The sequence below is a fragment of the Ideonella aquatica genome (genome assembly GCF_018069755.1).
Lineage (GTDB): Bacteria > Pseudomonadota > Gammaproteobacteria > Burkholderiales > Burkholderiaceae_C > Ideonella > Ideonella aquatica.
Window position 1 is genome coordinate 1 of the sequence record NZ_JAGQDE010000018.1, and the last position, 17,931, is coordinate 17,931.

A 17,931-nucleotide genomic window follows, 5' to 3' on the forward strand; every position below is an offset into this window, starting at 1 on the left:
GCCGAGGCGCCGGTTCGCGCCGAGCCGGCGGCTGCGCCGCCCGCACTGCGCAGCAGCCCGGCCGTGGTGACGCCGCCCAGCCGCACACTGCCGTCGGCCGAACCCGTGGCGCGTCCGATGGAGGCGCCGCGCGTGCCGGCCGCGCCGATCGCCCGTCCGGCCGAGGTGGAACGCCCGGTCGCGGCACCGCCAAGCCGCACGCTGCCTGCCGAGCGCCCGGCGCCGGTGCGTCCGCAGGCCGCGCCGATGGAGCGTCCGCAGGTGGAACGCCCGCCGGTTGAGCGCGCCCAGCCTGAGCGTGCGCAAGCCGAGCGGCCGGCGCGGCAGCGCGATGCCGACAGCCGCGGCAACGGCCGCGGCCGGGACGACATGCGCTGACCCCTCGGTCGATCGCCGACCAGGCTGCCCCGCTCAGCGGGGCAGCAGCGTTTTCAGCACCGGCCAGACGTTGTCCAGCATCAGCGGATGCGCCTTGGCCAGTGGGTGGATGCGATCGCTCTGGAACCAGGCCTCGGCATCGGGCCGGTCGGCCACGCCGGCCAGCAGAAAGGGCACCAGGCCCGCACGCCGCTCACGCGCCACCTGCTGGAAGCTGCGCGCGAAATCCTCGGTGTAGGCGCGGCCGTAGTTGGGCGGCACCTGCATGCCCACCAGCAGCACCTTGGCACCGGCCTGCTGGGCGGCGCTGGTCATCGCCATCAGGTTGTCGCGCGTGCTGGTCACTGGCAGGCCGCGCAGTGCGTCGTTGCCGCCCAGCTCGATCACCACCAGCGCGGGCTTGTGCTGCGTCAGCAGCGCCGGCAGACGGCTGCGGCCGCCGGCGGTGGTGTCGCCGCTGATGCTGGCATTGACCACCTGCAGTGGCGACTTCTGCGCCTTCAGCCGCTCGGCCAGCAGCGCCACCCAGCCGCTGCCGCGGGCCAGGCCGTACTCGGCCGAGAGGCTGTCGCCCACCACCAGCAAGACCGGCGCGGCCGTGGGGGCGGCCGTGGCCGCGCTACAGTCGGCGCCGATGCAGGCGATCAGGCCTGCCAGCAGCCCGGCGCGGCGCGCCCTTGAAACCAAGCTCATGTCCGAACCCATCATTGCAGTGGAGCATGTCAGCAAGCGCGTCACCGACGCCACTGGCACGCTGACGATTCTCCACGACATCGACTTCTCCCTGCAGCCGCGCGAATCGGCCGCCATCGTCGGCGCCTCGGGCTCGGGCAAGAGCACCCTGCTGGCCTTGATGGCCGGCCTGGACGTGCCCACCGAGGGCACGGTGCGCCTGGCCGGCACCGACCTCTTCGCGCTGGACGAGGACGCCCGCGCCGAGGTGCGCGCTCGCTCGCTGGGCTTTGTCTTCCAGAGCTTTCAGCTGCTGGCCAACCGCACCGCGCTGGAAAACGTGATGCTGCCGCTGGAGCTGGCCGGTGCGGCGCGGGCGCGCGAGCAGGCCGCCGAGATGCTGGACCGCGTGGGCCTGTCGCAGCGCCTGCGCCACTACCCCAAGGTGCTGTCGGGTGGCGAGCAGCAGCGCGTGGCGCTGGCGCGGGCCTTCGTGGTGCGGCCGCAACTGCTGCTGGCCGACGAGCCCACCGGCAGCCTGGACTTCGCCACCGGCGAGTCGGTGATGAACCTGATGCTCGAGCTCAACCGCGAGGCGGGCACGACGCTGGTGCTGGTGACGCATGACCGGGCGCTGGCAGCGCGCTGCGAGCGACAGCTGCACATCGAGGCCGGCCGCCTGATGCCGGCCTGATCAGGCCGCCGCGGCCATCGCCTCGGCGCAGGCCACCGCGCTGGCCCAGGCCCACTGGAAGTTGTAGCCGCCCAGCCAGCCGGTCACGTCGACCACCTCGCCGATGAAGTACAGGCCGGGGTGCAGGCGGCTTTCCATCGTCTGCGAGCTGAGGTCGCGGGTATCGACGCCGCCGGCCATCACCTCGGCCTTGGCCCAGCCCTCGGTGCCACTGGGCGTGAGGGTCCAGTGCTGCAGGCTGTCGGCCAGGCGGCGCAGCGTGGCGTCGGGCACCTGCGGCATCGGGGTGTCGGCGGCGATGCCCTGCAGCGCCAGCCAGGTGTCGGCCAGGCGTTGGGTCAGCAGCGCAGCCAGTTCGTTGCCCAGCTGGCGGCGTGACTGCCGCTTGAGCTGCTGCAGGGTCTCGAACAGGTCGGTGCCGGGCAGCAGGTCGATCTCGATGGTCTGACCGGGCCGCCAGAAGCTGGAGATCTGCAGCACCGCCGGGCCGCTGAGGCCGCGGTGGGTGAACAGCAGGTCTTCGAGAAAACTCACCGTGTTCGAGCGCTTGCCCTTGCCCGGCACGGCGGTGGAAATGGCCACCGGTCGCGCGATGCCCGCCAGTGGCACGAAGGGCGCCCAGTGGGCGGTGTCGAAGGTCAAGGGCACCAGCGCCTCGCGCGGCGCCACCAGGCGGTGGCCCAGGCGCTCGGCCAGGCGCAGGCCCCAGTCGCTGGCGCCGATCTTGGGCACCGGCAGGCCGCCGGTGGCAATCACCACGCGGCGGGCCAGCACCTCGCCGCGGTCGGTGCGGGCGGTCCAGCCAGCCTCGGTGGGCTGCACCTCGTGCACGGCGCAGGGCTGCCAGCGCTCGACACCTCCCGCCGCGCATTCGTGCAGCAGCAGCTCGATGATGTCCTGCGCCGAGTGGTCGCAGAACAGCTGGCCCTTGTGCTTCTCGTGGAAGGCGATGCCGTGGCGCTGCACCAGGGCGATGAACTCGGACGCCGGGTAGCGCGCCAGCGCCGAGCGGCAGAAGTGCGGGTTCTCGGACAGGTAGTTGGCCGGCCCGGCCTCGCGGTTGGTGAAATTGCAGCGGCCGCCGCCGGAGATGCGGATCTTCTCGGCCAGCTTGGGCGCGTGGTCGACCAGCAGCACCTTCAGGCCGCGCTGGCCGGCCTGGGCAGCGCAGAACAGGCCCGCGGCGCCGGCACCGATGACCAGCGCATCGACCGCGGCACTCACGCCGTCAGGCCCTTCCAGAGCATGTAGCTGGCCAGGCCGTAAAGCAGCACCGCGAAGACCCGCTTGAGCTGCGCCACGTTCATCGCGTGGCTGGCGCGCGCGCCCAGCGGCGCCATCGTCACGCTGGCGCTGGCGATCACCAGCAAGGCCGGCAGGTAGAGGTGGCCCAGCGCACCGGGCAGCGCCGGCGGCAGGTTCCAGCCGCCCACCACATAGCCCACGGTGTTGGCCAGCGCGATCGGAAAGCCCAGCGCCGCGCTGGTGCCCACCGCCTGGTGGATGGGCACGTTGCACCAGGTCATGAAGGGCACGCTGACGAAGGCACCACCCGCGCCCACCAGACCGGACAGGAAGCCGATGCCGGTGCCGGCCGCCCCCTGGCCCAGCGGCCCCGGCATCTGCCGGCTGGGCTTGGGCTGGCGGTTGCGCAGCATCTGCGTGGCCGAAAAGCCCACGAAGAGTGCGAAGCACAGCGCCAGCGCCTGCCCCTTGATCAGCGCGAACGCGCCGGCGCCGGCCAGCAGGCCGCCAGCCACGATGCCCGGTGCCATGCCGCGCACCAGGTCCCAGCGCACCGACCCCTTCTTGTGGTGGGCGCGCACGCTGGAGATGGAGGTGAACATGATCGTGGCCATCGAGGTGGCGATCGCCATCTTCACCGACACGTCCGCCGGCACGCCGCGCTGGCCCAGGATGAAGGTCATGAACGGCACCATCATCATGCCGCCGCCCACCCCCAGCAGGCCGGCCAGGAAGCCGGCCACCAGGCCCAGGGCCAGCAGCTCGGCGATCAAGGTCAGGGACAGATCCATCAACGGTCCAGCAGTTGCGTCACCAGCGCCCACTCGGCGGCGCTGACCGGGGTGATCGACAGCCGGCTGCCCTTGCGCAGCAGCTCCATCGTGGCCAGGCGCGGTTCGGCGCGCAGCTCGGCCAGCGTCAGCAGCCGGGTCTTGCGCACGAAGCGCACGTCCACATGCACCCAGCGCGGCGCCTCGGGCGTGGCCTTGGCGTCAAAGTACGGGCTGGCGGGGTCGAACTGGGTGGCGTCGGGGTAGGGCGCGCTGGCCACCTCGGCCAGGCCGGCGATGCCCGGCTCGGCGCAGGACGAGTGGTAGTACAGCACGCCATCGCCCGGTCGCATCGCGTCGCGCATGAAGTTGCGCGCCTGGTAGTTGCGCACGCCGGTCCAGGGCACGGTTTGGCCGGGGCGGCGCGCGAGGTCGTCGATCGAGCACTCGTCGGGCTCGATCTTCATCAGCCAGAAGGACGCCATGAAGCGGTGGGGTGCGGGTGAAGGGTGTCCGCCACCAACCGTGGGCCGCATTCCTGAACCCAGGGGATTCAGGTGGGCGAGGTCAGCACGGCGTCGGGTTCATCTGACGCGAGACGATCACACCTGCCGAGCGATGTTCCAAGCCCTGGCTCGCGAGAGCATCGGTTCAAGGAAATATAAAACCCACGCGGAGGTGACGGACAACCTGATTCTAGGCCTTGGCGGTGCGCTGCGGGTCCGAGAAGCCGTGCAAATTCAGAGCAAATGTCCGTCGTGGCCGAGCGAGCCGTCGATGCGGTCGATCAGGCGCTGCAGCACGGTGTCGTCGAGCGAGGCCCCGCTGGCGTCTGCCGGGGCCGCGGCGGCTGGGCGGGCGGCCGGCTTCTCGGCCAGTCGGTAGGCCAGGTTCAGTGCCGCCAGCACGGCCATGCGCTCGCGCGCCTTGACACGGCCGGCATCACGGATGGCGCTCATCTCCTGGTCAACGGTGGCCACGGCCTGCTGCAGCAGTGCCTCGCCGCCTTCGGGGCAGCCCAGCAGGTAGCTCTGGCCGAGGATGGTGACTTCGATCTGCTTCATTCGCCGCCCTCAGATGTCGGGGTCGGGGTCGGGTCGGTGGGCAAGCGCTCCAGCAGTGCGTCGATGCGCGAGCGGGCGGCGGCGAGGCGGGACTTGAGGCTGTCACGCTCACTGGTCGTGGCCTTGAGCTGCTGCTCAAGCAGCTCGTTCGTGCGCTGCAGCTCCTCGTGGCGCAGCACGAGGCGCTCGATGCGCTCGGCGAGATCCGGCAGACGGGACATGGGCCGTGGAACCTTGTCTGAATCGGCGTGATCCGTCATTGTAGAGGGGTCGATGCCGAGGACGGTGGCGGGGGTGGCCGAAGGCGTTTGATCTCGCGCGCCAGATCGATCACGGCCATGGCGTAGTAGCTGGACCAGTTGTAGCGCGTCACCACCCAGAAGTTGCGCGTGCCGGCCACATAGCTGGGGGCGGCGTCACCGTTCTGCAGCTCGACCAGGGCCAGCGGACCGGCGTGGGCGCGGCCGGCCTCGTCCAGCACCGCACCCAGCTCGCTCATGCGCTGAGCGCTGAAGCTGGGCTGGATATCGGGCGCCAGCAGCGTGGCGCGGGCGCTGGTGTCAGCGGGCACCTGCACGCCGTAATGCGTGGGCAGGCCGCGCTCCCAGCCGAACTCGGCGAAGTAGCGCGCGACGCTGCTGATCACATCGGCGGGGTTGTACTCCAGGTCGATGTGGCCGTCGCCGTCGCCGTCGATGGCATAGCGGCGGATGCTGCTGGGCATGAACTGCGGCAGGCCGATCGCGCCGGCGTAGCTGCCCTTGACGCTGGTGGGGTCGCGCTGCTCGGCGTGGCACCAGCTCAGGAAGGCGGCCAGCTCGTCACGGTAGAAGCCGCTGCGGTCGGAGCGGCCGCTGGGAAAGTCCAGGCTCAGCGTGGCCAGCGCGTCGAGCACGCGAAAGCCGCCGCGGATGCGCCCGTAGTAGGTTTCGACGCCGACGATGGCCACCACCATTTCGGGCGGCACGCCCCAGCGGGATTCGGCCTGGTTCAGCCAGCGCTCGTGGGCCTGCCAGAAGCGCAGGCCCTCGGCGGCGCGCGCGGCGTCGACCATGCGGGCGCGGTAGGCGGCCCAGTTCTTGGCGATGCCTGCCGGCGGTGGCATCACCAGCCGCGTCACGCTGGCCTGGAAGCGCGCCTGGGCCAGGGCGCGCTGCACCCAGTCGGGGTCCAGGCCCTGCGCGGCGGCGATGGTGCGAGCCAGGGCCTGGGCGTCTTCGCGGCTGGCGTAAGAGGGGGCCGCGACGGGCTCGGGCGACTTCGCGCCGCGCTGACGGTGGGGTGCCGCCGCGGCGGCCAGAGAAAACAGCAGCGCGGCGGCGGACAGGAGCGGGAACCAGGACATGGGGCCGATTATCCCGAGCGGCCGGTGGGCAGGTTCAGCGCGCGCCGGGCTTGGCGCAGCCGACGCTGCCAATCGCGCCAGGACGCACGCGGCTGCGGCGCTGCCGCCACGACCGGTGCGTAGCGCCAGGCCTGCAGCGCGTCGAGCTGGGTCACCAGCGGCGCCGCGTCGTCGCCATGGCGCCGATGCAGCTGGCGGGCGAGGGCAGCGGGGCTCATGGTCTCGTCGACCACCACGTCCAAGCGGTCGAGCTCCCGGATCAGCCAGGCCTGCAGGCGTTGCCAGGGCGTGCGGCGGCGCCGATCCAGCCACACCCACACCGCGCCCGCCGTGGCCGCCAGCGCCATCAGTGCCGCCAGCGCGCGGCCCAGCGTGGCCATGTCCGGCGTCTCGAAGCCCAGCTTCTCGAGCAGGTGGTACTGCTCGTTGCGGCCATAGCCCAGCACCCACTGGTTCCAGCGGTTGTCCAGGGCTTCGGCCCACTGCCGCAGCACCAGGCTGAGCCCGGGACTGACGGTGTCCAGCGTGCCGGCCATCAGTCCTCTGGGAGCGGGCAGGGCGCGGCCGCGGTCGATGCGCTCGGGTGCGACGGCGGCAGTGGGGTCGACCCGCAGCCAGCCCTGGCCCTCGACCCAGATCTCGGCCCAGGCGTGGGCATTGCTTTGGCGAACCACCAGGTAGCCGTCCACTGGCTGGGGATCGCTGCCCTGGTAGCCGGTGACGATGCGCGCCGGCACGCCCAGGCTGCGCATGGCGACCACGAAGGCCGAGGCGTAGTGCTCGCAAAACCCGGCGCGGCGGTCGAACCAGAACTCGTCGACCATGTCGCCTTCGTAGGGGCCGGGCGACAGCGTGTAGCGGTAGTTCTGCTCGCGCACATGGCGCAGCACTGCCTGCGCCCAGGCCGCCGGCCCGGCCTGCTGCAGGCCGGGCGAGTCCGCCAGCAGGGCCTGCGCCCAGGCCCGCATGCGCGGGTGGGCGCCCGCCGGCAGCGCCAGCAGCGTGCGGCGCTCGCCGCGCCCGAGTTCGCCGCCCAGGCGTCCCTGCGGCCAGGCGCGCGCCTGCAGGCGCAGGCGGGCGCTGGTGGGCACGCTCAGGCTCCACTGCAGGCCCGCCTCCTGGTGCAACGCATTGGCCAGCTCAGGCGGCAGGCCGGCGGGGGCGTTGGGCGTCAGCTCGAGCAGCGGCACCCAGCGGGTGCGGCCGGGCTCGATCGTGATCTCGTAACCCAGGCCGGGGCCATCCGTCGTCACGGCGGAGGAGCGGCCCGGCTCGCCCAGACCGGGGGCTGTCCGCCAGCGCCGGCCGTCCTGGCGCACCAGCACCGGCCCGCGCAGGTAGAGCGCCGCCGCCGGTGGCGGCGGGCCGTCGAAGCGCAAGCGCAGCGCGACGCTGTCGTCCAGCGCCAGCTCGGCCACCTCGCCCGGCTGCATGCTGTCGGACAGCCCGGTCATCGCGCCGTCGCCAGGCACCGACCACAGCGGTGCCAGCCGCGGGAACAGCAGGAACAGCGCCAGCATCACCGGCGTGCCCCAGGCGGTGGCGCGCAGGGCCAGGCCCGCGGCCGAGGCCAGCGTGGGGCGGCCGGCAGGCATGTGGGCCAGCGTGAGCACCGTCAGCCAGCCCCACACCGCCAGCGCCATCGCGGCGGCCAGCGCCAGCGACTGCGAATACAGGAAATTGGTCAGCACGACGAAAAAGCCCAGGAAGAACAGCAGCAGGGCGTCGCGCTGCGCGCGCATCTCCAGCGTCTTCAGGGCCATCAGCGAGACCAGCAGCAGCACACCGGCGTCGCGGCTGACCAGGGTGCGCTGGCTTTGCCAGGTCAGTCCGCCCAGCAGCAGCAGCAGCGCCAGCAGCACCCAGCGCCGGGGCAGTGGCGCCTGGCGCGCCGCCAGCCAGCCGCGCCAGAGCAGCACGCCCACGCACAGCGCGGCCAGCCACGGCGGCTGGCGCCACAAATGGGGCAGCACGGTCCAGCCGATCAGGCCCAGCAGCAGCCAGGTGTCGCGGGTGTCGCGCGGCAGCGGCGTCATCCGCGGTGCTCCGCCAGTACGCGCAGGCCCTGCTCCAGATGCGGCTGACCCACGCCAACCGGGCACTCGCGCCCGCCGGCACGCAGGCCCCAGGGGCGCTGCGTGCGCTCACAGGCCAGGGCCCAGGCAGTCAGTCGCGACAGCCGGGCCTCGACGCCCGTGCCGGAAGCGTCGGCCAGATCCAGCCACAGCGGTGGCGACTGTGGCTCGCTGCCATCCCGGCTGACCCATTCGCCGCTGTGCGCCAGCTTTTTCCAGGCGACGCGGCGCGGGCTGTCGCCGCGGCGCCAGGGCCGAACGCCGTCGAACTCGCCCTGCTCGGCGTGGCGCCGCGCGCCGGTGTCGTCGCCTGCACCGGCGGCCAGGGGCAACGGCGGCTCGGGTCGCTCGGGGGCCGGCCACACACACGCCCGGCCGGCCGGTCGCCACAGCGACCAGGCGCGGAACAGGCCGAAGGGAAAGCGGCTCTCGATGCGCAGCAGCGGCAGCGGGTGCAGGCCGCGCTGAGGGCATTCCAGCGTCAGCGTCAGCACCGACTGGCCCTGCGCGCCGATCTCGGCCCAGGCCAGTGCGCCCGGGCCCTCGTCGGGTTGCAGGCCCAGGCCCACGCCGTGGCGTTCGCGGCCGGGGTTGGCAATCTGCAACTCGAGCGCCGTGGTCTGCCCGGCATGGCAGGCTGCCACCGGTCGCAGGTGCAGGCTCAGGCCGCGCAGGCTGGCATGGGTGATGTGCATCGACGCCAAGGCCGCGCCGGCCAGCAAAAAGGTCAGCGCGTAGCCCAGGTTCAGTTGGTAGTTGATCGAGCCGATCAGCAGCAGCAGCAACATCACGATGAAGGCCAGCCCGGCGCGCGTGGGCACGATGTAGATGTTGCGCTGGTTCAGCTCATGGCGCTCGCTGGCCCGGTGCCGCGCGTGCCAGGCCTGTCGCAGGCGCTGCCTCAGCCCGATCAAGGCAGCGGCACCGCCTGAAGCATGGCACGCACCTGCTCGCGTCGGCCGCGGCCTGCGCCCGAGACCGGTTGCAGGCGGTGGGCGATGGCCTGCGGCAGCAGCGCCTGCAGGTCGTCCGGGGTGACGTGGTCGCGGCCCACCAGCAGGGCCCGGGCGCGCGCCACGCGCAGCACACCGATGCCGGCGCGCGGCGACAGGCCGTCCACGAACCAGCGGCCTGAGCGGGTGGCCGCGATCAGCGCCTGCAGGTAGTCCAGCAGCGGCTCGGACACATGGACCTCGCCCACCGCGGCCATGGCCTGCAGCAGTTCCTCGGGGCCGAGCACCGGCTTCAGGCGGGCCAGCAGCGCGCGCCGGTCCTCGCCCGCCAGCAGGGCGCGCTCGGCCCGGGCGTCGGGGTAGCCCAGGCTGATGCACATCAGGAAACGGTCCAGCTGGCTTTCCGGCAGCGGGTAGGTGCCCAGCTGCTCACCGGGGTTCTGGGTGGCGATGACGAAGAAAGGCCGGGGCAAGGCACGGGTGGCACCATCGACGCTGACCTGGTGCTCTTCCATGGCCTCGAGCAGCGCGCTCTGCGTCTTCGGACCGGCGCGGTTGATCTCGTCGGCCAGCAGCACCTGGGCGAACACCGGCCCCGGATGGAACACGAAACGCTCGTTGCTGCGCTCGAACACGCTGACGCCGATCAGGTCGCTGGGCATCAGGTCGGCGGTGAACTGCACGCGCGAGAACTGCAGGCCCAGCGAGATCGCCAGCGCATGCGCCAGGGTGGTCTTGCCCACGCCGGGCAGGTCCTCCACCAGCAGGTGGCCGCCGGCCAGCAGGCAGGCCAGGCAGTCGTCCACCTGGGTCGGTTTGCCGACGACGATCGTGCTAATCTGACCCTTGAGTTGGGTCAATCGTTCGGTCCAGCGTGCGCTCATCATGGAGGCACGATAGCTCACAACCAGAGGAAGACAAATGCCGTCGCCTGTGCGGGGGCATGACGCCATGACCACGGCCTTTTTCACCCACCCTGACTGCCGCCGCCACGACATGGGCGCTGGCCACCCCGAGTGCCCTCAGCGTCTGGACGCCATCGAGGACCACCTGCTCTCCACCGGTCTGGACATTGCGCTCACCCGCATGGATCCGCCGCTGGCCAGCCACTCCGACCTGATGCTGGCCCACTCCGAGGGCTACCTGCTGGAGCTCGACGAGTTCATGAAGCAGGCCACCGAGACGGGTGAACACCGCGCGCTGGACCCCGACACCCTGGTGTGTCCGCACACCTGGCAGGCGGCCTTGCGCTCGGCCGGGGCGGCGGTGGCGGCCACCGATGCGGTGCTGGATGGCCGCGCCGAGAACGCCTTCTGCGCGATCCGCCCGCCCGGCCACCATGCCACGCGTTCGCAGAGCATGGGCTTTTGCTTCTTCAACAACATTGCCATTGCGGCGCGCCACGCGGTGGATGTGCGCGGCCTGGAGCGCGTGGCGATCATCGATTTCGATGTGCACCACGGCAACGGCACCGAGGACATCGTGGCGGGGGACGATCGCATCCTGATGGTGAGCTTCTTCCAGGATCAGCTCTACCCGTTCAGCGGTGGTGTGCCGATGGGCGAGAACATGCTCAACGTGCCGATCCCCGCCTACACCCGCGGCGGCGAGATCCGCGAGATCATCGAAGCCAACTGGATGCCCCGGCTGGAGGCCTTCAAGCCACAGATGATCTTCATCTCGGCCGGCTTCGACGCCCATCGTGAGGATGACCTGGGCCAACTGGGCCTGGTCGAGGCCGACTATGAGTGGATCACGCGTCGCCTGAAGGATGTGGCCCAGCGCCACTGCCAGGGCCGCATCGTGTCCTGCCTGGAAGGCGGCTACACGCTGAGCTCGCTGGCGCGCAGCGTGGCGGCGCATCTGCGGGCCCTGGCCGACGTGTGACCTGGGTCGCCGGGTGACAATCCGGCGATGACCACGGATGCCGCCCCCAGCCTGCAGGAATTTCTCAACGCGCTGACCCACCCGAGCGCAGCGCTCGAACTGGCGGTGATCGCCGGCTGCCTGGGCTTGGCCTGGGCCCTGGTGCGCCTGCTGCGCGGCGCCGCGGCCAGTGCGGCGCCCTCGGTGCTGTTCGGCCGTCGGCTGGTCGATGGCCTGTTGTTCCCGGTGCTGGCCCTGGGCCTGGCGCTGGCAGCGCGACGCGCGCTGATCGCGGCCGACGTGCATGTGGCGGTCTTCAAGATCGTCATCCCGGTGCTGGTGGCCTTTGCCGTGATCCGGCTGGCGGTGCGGGTGCTGGAAGCGGCCTTTCCCACGTCGCGCCTGGTGCGGGTGGTCGAGCGCTCGATCTCGTGGCTGGTCTGGGCCGGCATGGTGGGCTGGGTCACCGGCCTGCTGCCCGAGTTGCTGTCGGCCATGGAAGAGATCCACTGGAAGATGGGCGGCTCCAACGTGTCACTGCGCACGCTGGTGGAAGGCACGATCAGCGCCGGTGTGGTGCTGATCGTGGCGCTGTGGATCTCGGCGGCGATCGAGGCGCGGCTGCTCAGCGGCGCCAGTGGCGAGAACCTCTCGCTGCGCAAGGTGGCGGCCAACACCGTGCGGGCGCTGCTGGTCTTCGTGGGCCTGTTGGTGGGGCTGACCGCGGTGGGGATCGACCTGACCGCGCTGTCGGTGCTGGGCGGCGCGATCGGCGTGGGCGTGGGCCTGGGCCTGCAGAAGCTGGCAGCCAACTATGTGTCGGGCTTCGTCATCCTGACCGAGCGTTCGCTGCGCATTGGCGACACCGTGCGGGTGGACAACTTCGAGGGCCGCATCACCGATATCGCGATGCGCTACACCGTGATCCGCTCACCTGGCGGCCGCGAGGCCATTGTTCCCAACGAGATGCTGATCACCCAGCGGGTGGAGAACTCCTCGCTGGCCGACCCACAGGTGCTGCTGCAGACCACGGTGCAGGTGGCCTACGGCACGGATCTGGACGCGCTGTTCCCGCAGATCGTGGCGGCGGTGACGCAGGTGCCGCGGGTGCTGGCCGAGCCGGCGCCGGTGGTCCACCTGTCGGCCTTCGCGGCCGACGGTCTGGAGCTCACGGTGAATTTCTGGATCACCGACCTGGAAAACGGTGCCGGCGGCGCCCGCTCGGGCGTCAACCTGGCGATCCTGGCGCTGCTGGGCCGCCTGGGCGTGGAGATCCCGTACCCGCAGCGCGTGATTCGCCAGGCCTGAAACGACAACGCCCCGCCAAGGCGGGGCGCAGCACGGCCGGGAAGGGCCTCAGGCGGTGACCACCGGGATCTTGCCGATCTTGGCCTGCCAGGTCTTCGGACCTTCAATGTGGGCGCTGGTGCCGCCGGCGTCCACCGCCACCGTGACCGGCATGTCGACCACGTCGAACTCGTAGATGGCTTCCATGCCCAGATCGGCAAAGCCCACCACCTTGGCGGCCTTGATCGCCTTGGACACCAGGTAGGCGCTGCCGCCCACGGCCATCAGGTAGGCCGACTGGTTGTCCTTGATGGCCTGGATGGCCACCGGGCCGCGCTCGGCCTTGCCGACCATCGCGATCAGGCCGGTCTTCTCCAGCATCATGCGGGTGAAGCCATCCATGCGCGTGGCGGTGGTGGGGCCGGCCGGGCCGACCACCTCGTCACGCACCGGATCCACCGGGCCGACGTAGTAGATGACGCGGTTGGTGAAGTCCACCGGCAGCGGTTCACCCTTGGCCAACATGTCGGCGATGCGCTTGTGGGCGGCGTCGCGGCCGGTCAGCATCTTGCCGTTGAGCAGCAGCGTGTCGCCCGGCTTCCAGCTGGCCACCTCGGCCTTGGTCAGGGTGTTCAGGTCGACGCGCTTGCTCTTGTTGTAGTCGGGCGCCCAGGCGACATCCGGCCACAGGTCCAGACTGGGCGGCTCCATGTAGGCCGGGCCCGAGCCATCGAGCACAAAGTGGCCGTGGCGGGTGGCGGCGCAGTTCGGGATCATCGCGATCGGCTTGCTGGCGGCGTGGGTGGGGTAGGTCTTGATCTTGACGTCCAGCACCGTGGTCAGGCCGCCCAGGCCCTGGGCGCCGATGCCCAGCGCATTGACCTTTTCGTAGAGCTCGACGCGCAGTTCCTCGAGCTTGTTCTGCGGGCCGCGCGCCAGCAGCTCGTACATGTCGATGTCATCCATCAGCGACTCCTTGGCCAGGAGCGCCGCCTTCTCGGCCGTGCCGCCGACACCGATGCCCAGGATGCCCGGCGGGCACCAGCCGGCACCCATCGTGGGCACGGTCTTCAGCACCCAGTCGACGATGTTGTCGCTGGGGTTGAGCATGTAGACCTTGGACTTGTTCTCGGAGCCGCCGCCCTTGGCCGCGACGATGACATCCACGGTGTTGCCGGGCACCACCTCCATGAAGACCACCGCCGGCGTGTTGTCCTTGGTGTTCTTGCGCTCGAAGATGGGGTCACTGAGCACCGAGGCGCGCAGGCGGTTGTCCGGGTGGTTGTAGGCGCGGCGAACGCCTTCGTCCACGGCGTCCTGGATCGAGCCGCTGAAGCCCTCCCAGCGCACGTCCATGCCGATCTTCAGGAAGACGTTGACGATGCCGGTGTCCTGGCAGATCGGGCGGCGCCCTTCGGCGCACATCTTCGAGTTGGTCAGGATCTGGGCGATCGCGTCCTTGGCCGCGGCCGATTCTTCGCGTTCATAGGCGCGGGCCAGGTGGGCGATGTAGTCGGCCGGGTGGTAGTAGCTGATGTACTGCAGCGCGGCAGCGACGCTCTCGACGAGGTCGGCGTACTTGATCGTGGTGGACATGGCGTCTCTCGATGCTTCAGGAACCGGGGATGCGGGCAGTGTAGTCATGGGACTGTCGCGAGGCTTGCGCCAGTCCGGGACGGGATCAGTGTTTCTCGCCCGGGTGGGCGCCGCCCTGCAGCAGCTTGTCGGCATAGGCCAGCGCCAGCGCCGACAGCAGGAAGGAAATATGGATTGCGATCTGCGCCAGCACCACCCGGTCGGTGATCTTGTCGGCGTTGATGAAGGTCTTGAGCAGGTGGATGGAGCTGATACCGATCAGCGCCATGCCCAGCTTGACCTTCAGTACCGAGGCATTGACGTGGCTCAGCCATTCCGGCTCGTCTGGGTGACCTTCGAGCTTCATGCGGCTGACGAAGGTGTCGTAGCCGCCGACGATGACCATGATCAGCAGGTTGGAAATCATCACCACGTCGATCATGCCCAGCAGCACCAGCATGATGATGGTTTCGTTCAGGCCCTTGATCGAGTCGTAGCCAATGGGCTTGCCGTCGGCCGACAGGATCGGGTTGGCCTTGTAGCCCAGGCTTTCCACCAGAATTTGCAGCGCATGCTGGTTGCCAAACGCGGCTTCCACCAGGTGTGTCAGTTCGAGACAGAAGTTGTAGACGTAGACACCCTGCGCAATGATCAGTCCGAAGTACAGCGGCAACTGCAGCCAGCGGCTGGCAAAGATCAGATTGGCGAGGGGGTTCAGGCGCTGGCGGGTGGTGTTGTTGTGGGATGCCATGGTGCGGGCCGTGGAGCAGGGAGCGGCGATTCTAGGACAGCACCCCCGGGCTTCGACGGGGTATCGCAGCCCCCAGGCGCGCACTAGACTTTCTCCTGCACCCATGCTGTGCGCCGGCAGCGTGCCGCAGCGTCCGGCGAGCGCACCAGAGTAAGGCGGTCGTCAGATGGCAGGACGACCATTCGGCCAAGGATGCACATGGTGTGCTACGAATCCAACCGAGCTTCGAGGAGACATTCGATGAGCGAAGAACTCAAGGTCTATGCACCGCCGGCAGACTTTGCCGCCGCGGCCCACGTCAACGGCATGGCCGCCTACGAGGCCCTGTGCAAGGAAGCCGAGACCGACTACGAGGGCTACTGGGGCCGCCTGGCCAAGGAGCTGATCACCTGGAAGACGCCTTTCACCAAGGTGCTCAACGAGGCCGAAGCCCCCTTCTTCAAGTGGTTCGAGGATGGCACGCTGAACGTGTCCTACAACTGCCTGGACCGCAACATCGAGCGCGGCCTGGGCGACAAGACCGCCATCATCTTCGAAGCTGACGGTGGCGAGGTCACCAAGGTGTCCTACAGCGAGCTGCTGGCCAAGACCTGCCAGATCGCCAACGGCCTGCGCAGCCTGGGCATCAAGAAGGGCGACCGGGTGATGATCTACATCGCCATGTCGGTCGACGGCGTGGCCGCCATGCAGGCCTGCGCGCGCATCGGTGCCACCCACTCGGTGGTGTTCGGTGGCTTCTCGGCCCAGTCGCTGCGTGACCGCATCGAGGACACCGGCGCCAAGGCCATCATCACCGCCGACTGCCAGGTGCGCGGCGGCAAGCAGCTGCCGCTCAAGGCCATCGTCGACGAGGCCCTGGGCCTGGGTGGCTGCGACTCGATCCAGAAGGTGCTGGTGGTCAAGCGCGGCGACGCCAAGAACGCCATGACCGCCGGCCGCGATGTCTGGATGGACGACCTGGTGTCTGGCCTGCCCACCACCTGCGAGCCCGAGTGGGTCGAGGCCGAGCACCCGCTGTTCCTGCTCTACACCTCCGGCTCCACCGGCAAGCCCAAGGGCGTGCAGCACAGCACCGGCGGCTATCTGCTGCATGCGGCGCTGACCACCAAGTGGACCTTCGACCTCAAGGCCGATGACGTCTTCTGGTGCACGGCCGACATCGGCTGGGTCACTGGCCACACCTACATCACCTACGGCCCGCTGGCCCTGGGCGGCACCGAGATCGTCTTCGAAGGCGTGCCCACCTACCCGGACGCCGGCCGCTTCTGGAAGATGATTCAGGACCACAAGGTCTCGATCTTCTACACCGCGCCCACGGCCATCCGCTCGCTGATCAAGGCGGCCGAGGCCAATGACGCCGTGCATCCGAAGAGCTACGACCTGTCCAGCCTGCGTCTGCTGGGCTCGGTGGGCGAGCCGATCAACCCGGCCGCCTGGGAGTGGTACCACCAGCATGTGGGCGGCGGCCGCTGCCCGATCGTCGACACCTTCTGGCAGACCGAGACCGGCGGCCACATGATCACCCCGCTGCCGGGCGCCACGCCGCTGGTGCCGGGCTCGTGCACGCTGCCCTTCCCGGGCATCCAGTTCGCGGTGGTCGACGAGGTCGGCAATGACCTGCCCTGGGGCAAGGGCGGCATCCTGGTCTGCAAGAAGCCCTGGCCGTCGATGATCCGCACCATCTGGGGCGACCCGGAGCGCTTCAAGAAGTCCTACTACCCGGAAGACTTCAAGGGCAAGTACTACCTGGCGGGCGACGGCGCGATCCGTGACGAGAAGACCGGCTACTTCACCATCACCGGCCGCATCGACGACGTGCTGAACGTGTCGGGCCACCGCATGGGCACGATGGAAATCGAGTCGGCGCTGGTCAGCTGCACCGAGCTGGTGGCTGAAGCCGCCGTGGTGGGTCGCCCGGATGACACCACCGGCGAGGCGATCTGCGCCTTCGTGGTGCTCAAGCGCCCCCGCCCCACCGGCGACGAGGCCAAGGCGATCGCCAAGCAGCTGCGCGACCACGTGGGCAAGGAGATCGGCCCGATCGCCAAGCCCAAGGACATCCGTTTCGGCGACAACCTGCCCAAGACCCGCTCGGGCAAGATCATGCGCCGCCTGCTGCGCTCGCTGGCCAAGGGCGAAGCCATCACCCAGGACACCTCCACGCTGGAGAACCCCGCCATCCTCGATCAGTTGGGCGAGAACAACTGATCGCCTCCTAACGAATGGCAAGGGGCGCGTCGGCGCCCTTTTCTCATTCCGCGCGGCCGTTCGCTCAGTTCAGCAATTGCTCCAGGGCCCATTGCAGCGCCCGGGCATCGCTGCTGGCCCGGTGGCGGGTGATGCCCAGGGTCTGGAAGGCCTGTTGGCGCAGCGTCCCCAGGTCGGGCAGGCGGCGATCGTCCAGCAGTTGCGCCACGGGGGCCACCCGGTAGCGCAGCGGCACCCCGGCCTCGTCGTGCAGCTTGTGCAGCCAGGGCATGTCGTTGCCCCAGGCATCGGTGTAGACGGTCAGGCCCTCGAGGTCCTGGTTGGGCTGTCGGGCCACCTCAAGTGGTGAGCGTCCGTGGCGCTCCAGCAACTCGCGCGCGATGCCGTGCACGCTTTGCGCCTGCTCATCCCAGTGCTGCCAGTCCTCGGACGGCTTGACCAGCGAGCACCAGCCCTGGCCATCGGGCCTCACATAGCCCACCTCGATCGGGTAGCTGCCGCGGCCGAATCCCGAGGCTTCAACATCGATGACACCGGGTGTGGCGCTTTTCATGAGGGCCGACGATAACCCCAGTGTGCTGATCCGGCCAACGAAAAAGCCCCGCGCAGCGGGGCTCTTGCGGTCGGCTGCGGCGTGGGCCGCGCCGATTTACTTCTGGCTCAGGACCCAGGCGGCCAGGGTCTTGGCCTCGTCGGGCGTGACCTGGTTGGGAGGCATCGGGACCTGGCCCCAGACGCCCACGCCGCCCTTCTGGATCTTCTCGGCCAGCTTGGCGGCAGCGGTCTTGTCGCTGGCGTACTTGGCGGCCACTTCCTTGTAGGACGGGCCAACGACCTTCTTGTCGACCGCGTGGCAGGCCAGGCAGTTCTTCTTCTGGGCCAGTTCCTGGCTGGCGAAGGCGGGGGCGGTCACGGCCACCGCGGCGATCAGGGCGAACAGAGCTTTCATGGGTTCCTTCCTAAGAGGGGTGGACACAAACAAGATACAGTGCCACAACGGATTCTAAGGAGTTCGGTTGACGGCGGACATGCGCTGTCGCATCGGTGT

At 69.8% G+C, this 17,931-nt stretch carries 18 protein-coding genes, 1 other RNA gene and 1 pseudogene; 5 read left to right on the forward strand and 15 right to left on the reverse strand.

The features are described from left to right. A pseudogene (locus KAK06_RS17625) lies at positions 1-378 on the forward strand (hypothetical protein); the annotation flags it as partial. 33 nt (positions 379-411) lie between these two features. Here KAK06_RS17625 and KAK06_RS17630 read toward each other — a convergent pair. Then, complete coding sequence (locus KAK06_RS17630) at positions 412-1,071, reverse strand: arylesterase (RefSeq protein ID WP_210803458.1); 660 nt, start codon at positions 1,069-1,071, stop codon at positions 412-414. Between KAK06_RS17630 and KAK06_RS17635 the strand changes: the two genes are divergently transcribed. Beyond that, a complete protein-coding gene (locus KAK06_RS17635) occupies positions 1,070-1,744 on the forward strand; it encodes an ABC transporter ATP-binding protein (protein ID WP_210803459.1) in 675 nt (224 codons plus the stop codon). The two genes, KAK06_RS17630 and KAK06_RS17635, sit on opposite strands and share 2 nt — an antisense overlap. On the opposite strand, the gene KAK06_RS17640 is transcribed toward KAK06_RS17635, so the two are convergent. From KAK06_RS17640 to KAK06_RS17680, 10 genes are all read right to left on the reverse strand, one after another. After that, positions 1,745-2,968: a BaiN/RdsA family NAD(P)/FAD-dependent oxidoreductase gene (locus tag KAK06_RS17640; RefSeq protein WP_210803460.1), complete on the reverse strand. Its 1,224-nt coding sequence runs from the start codon at positions 2,966-2,968 to the stop codon at positions 1,745-1,747. It abuts the gene before it with no gap. Next, complete coding sequence (locus KAK06_RS17645) at positions 2,965-3,780, reverse strand: sulfite exporter TauE/SafE family protein (protein WP_210803461.1); 816 nt, start codon at positions 3,778-3,780, stop codon at positions 2,965-2,967. The genes KAK06_RS17640 and KAK06_RS17645 overlap by 4 nt, the downstream gene beginning before the upstream one ends. Further along, on the reverse strand, positions 3,780-4,244 hold the full coding sequence (locus KAK06_RS17650; protein WP_247652957.1) for an EVE domain-containing protein: 465 nt from the start codon (positions 4,242-4,244) through the stop codon (positions 3,780-3,782). Before KAK06_RS17650 ends, KAK06_RS17645 begins: the two co-directional genes overlap by 1 nt. A gap of 23 nt (positions 4,245-4,267) precedes the next feature. Further along, positions 4,268-4,448: non-coding RNA, 6S RNA (gene ssrS, locus KAK06_RS24685), on the reverse strand. Positions 4,449-4,499: 51 nt separating this feature from the next. Further along, positions 4,500-4,823: a cell division protein ZapA gene (locus KAK06_RS17655; protein WP_210803462.1), complete on the reverse strand. Its 324-nt coding sequence runs from the start codon at positions 4,821-4,823 to the stop codon at positions 4,500-4,502. Beyond that, complete coding sequence (locus tag KAK06_RS17660; RefSeq protein ID WP_210803463.1) at positions 4,820-5,044, reverse strand: DUF904 domain-containing protein; 225 nt, start codon at positions 5,042-5,044, stop codon at positions 4,820-4,822. The genes KAK06_RS17655 and KAK06_RS17660 overlap by 4 nt, the downstream gene beginning before the upstream one ends. A 35-nt stretch (positions 5,045-5,079) precedes the next feature. Beyond that, positions 5,080-6,168, reverse strand: a complete 1,089-nt coding sequence (gene mltB, locus KAK06_RS17665) for a lytic murein transglycosylase B (RefSeq protein WP_210803464.1) — start codon at positions 6,166-6,168, stop codon at positions 5,080-5,082. Between the two features lie 8 nt (positions 6,169-6,176). Continuing rightward, positions 6,177-8,204: a transglutaminase TgpA family protein gene (locus KAK06_RS17670; protein WP_210803465.1), complete on the reverse strand. Its 2,028-nt coding sequence runs from the start codon at positions 8,202-8,204 to the stop codon at positions 6,177-6,179. Continuing rightward, positions 8,201-9,157 carry a DUF58 domain-containing protein gene (locus KAK06_RS17675; protein WP_210803466.1) on the reverse strand — a complete coding sequence of 319 codons (957 nt, stop codon included), beginning with the start codon at positions 9,155-9,157 and terminating at the stop codon, positions 8,201-8,203. The genes KAK06_RS17670 and KAK06_RS17675 overlap by 4 nt, the downstream gene beginning before the upstream one ends. Then, positions 9,154-10,083 (reverse strand): AAA family ATPase, encoded by a 930-nt coding sequence (locus KAK06_RS17680; protein WP_375140901.1) that lies wholly within the window; start codon positions 10,081-10,083, stop codon positions 9,154-9,156. The genes KAK06_RS17675 and KAK06_RS17680 overlap by 4 nt, the downstream gene beginning before the upstream one ends. Before the next feature lie 64 nt (positions 10,084-10,147). Here KAK06_RS17680 and KAK06_RS17685 point away from each other — a divergent pair, with 64 nt between their 5' ends. Both KAK06_RS17685 and KAK06_RS17690 read left to right on the forward strand, forming a co-directional pair. Continuing rightward, the gene (locus tag KAK06_RS17685; RefSeq protein ID WP_210803467.1) at positions 10,148-11,083 is read left to right on the forward strand and encodes a histone deacetylase family protein; all 936 of its coding nucleotides are present in this window, start codon (positions 10,148-10,150) and stop codon (positions 11,081-11,083) included. A gap of 27 nt (positions 11,084-11,110) precedes the next feature. Continuing rightward, positions 11,111-12,370, forward strand: coding sequence for a mechanosensitive ion channel family protein (locus KAK06_RS17690; protein WP_210803468.1), 1,260 nt, complete (start codon positions 11,111-11,113; stop codon positions 12,368-12,370). Between the two features lie 48 nt (positions 12,371-12,418). Here the strand turns inward: KAK06_RS17690 and KAK06_RS17695 are convergent, their stop codons facing one another. Beyond that, entirely contained in the window at positions 12,419-13,945 is a 1,527-nt protein-coding gene (locus KAK06_RS17695) for a fumarate hydratase (protein ID WP_210803469.1), read from the reverse strand. Positions 13,946-14,030: 85 nt separating this feature from the next. Beyond that, positions 14,031-14,675 carry a YqhA family protein gene (locus tag KAK06_RS17700; protein WP_210803470.1) on the reverse strand — a complete coding sequence of 215 codons (645 nt, stop codon included), beginning with the start codon at positions 14,673-14,675 and terminating at the stop codon, positions 14,031-14,033. A 240-nt stretch (positions 14,676-14,915) separates the two neighbouring features. On the opposite strand from KAK06_RS17700, the gene acs reads away from it, so the two are divergent. Continuing rightward, a complete protein-coding gene (gene acs / locus KAK06_RS17705; protein WP_210803471.1) occupies positions 14,916-16,883 on the forward strand; it encodes an acetate--CoA ligase in 1,968 nt (655 codons plus the stop codon). 64 nt (positions 16,884-16,947) lie between these two features. On the opposite strand, the gene KAK06_RS17710 is transcribed toward acs, so the two are convergent. Both KAK06_RS17710 and KAK06_RS17715 read right to left on the reverse strand, forming a co-directional pair. Next, positions 16,948-17,436: a 3'-5' exonuclease gene (locus tag KAK06_RS17710; RefSeq protein ID WP_210803472.1), complete on the reverse strand. Its 489-nt coding sequence runs from the start codon at positions 17,434-17,436 to the stop codon at positions 16,948-16,950. Between the two features lie 96 nt (positions 17,437-17,532). Next, a complete protein-coding gene (locus tag KAK06_RS17715) occupies positions 17,533-17,832 on the reverse strand; it encodes a c-type cytochrome (RefSeq protein WP_210803473.1) in 300 nt (99 codons plus the stop codon). Between the last annotated feature and the right edge of the window lie 99 nt (positions 17,833-17,931).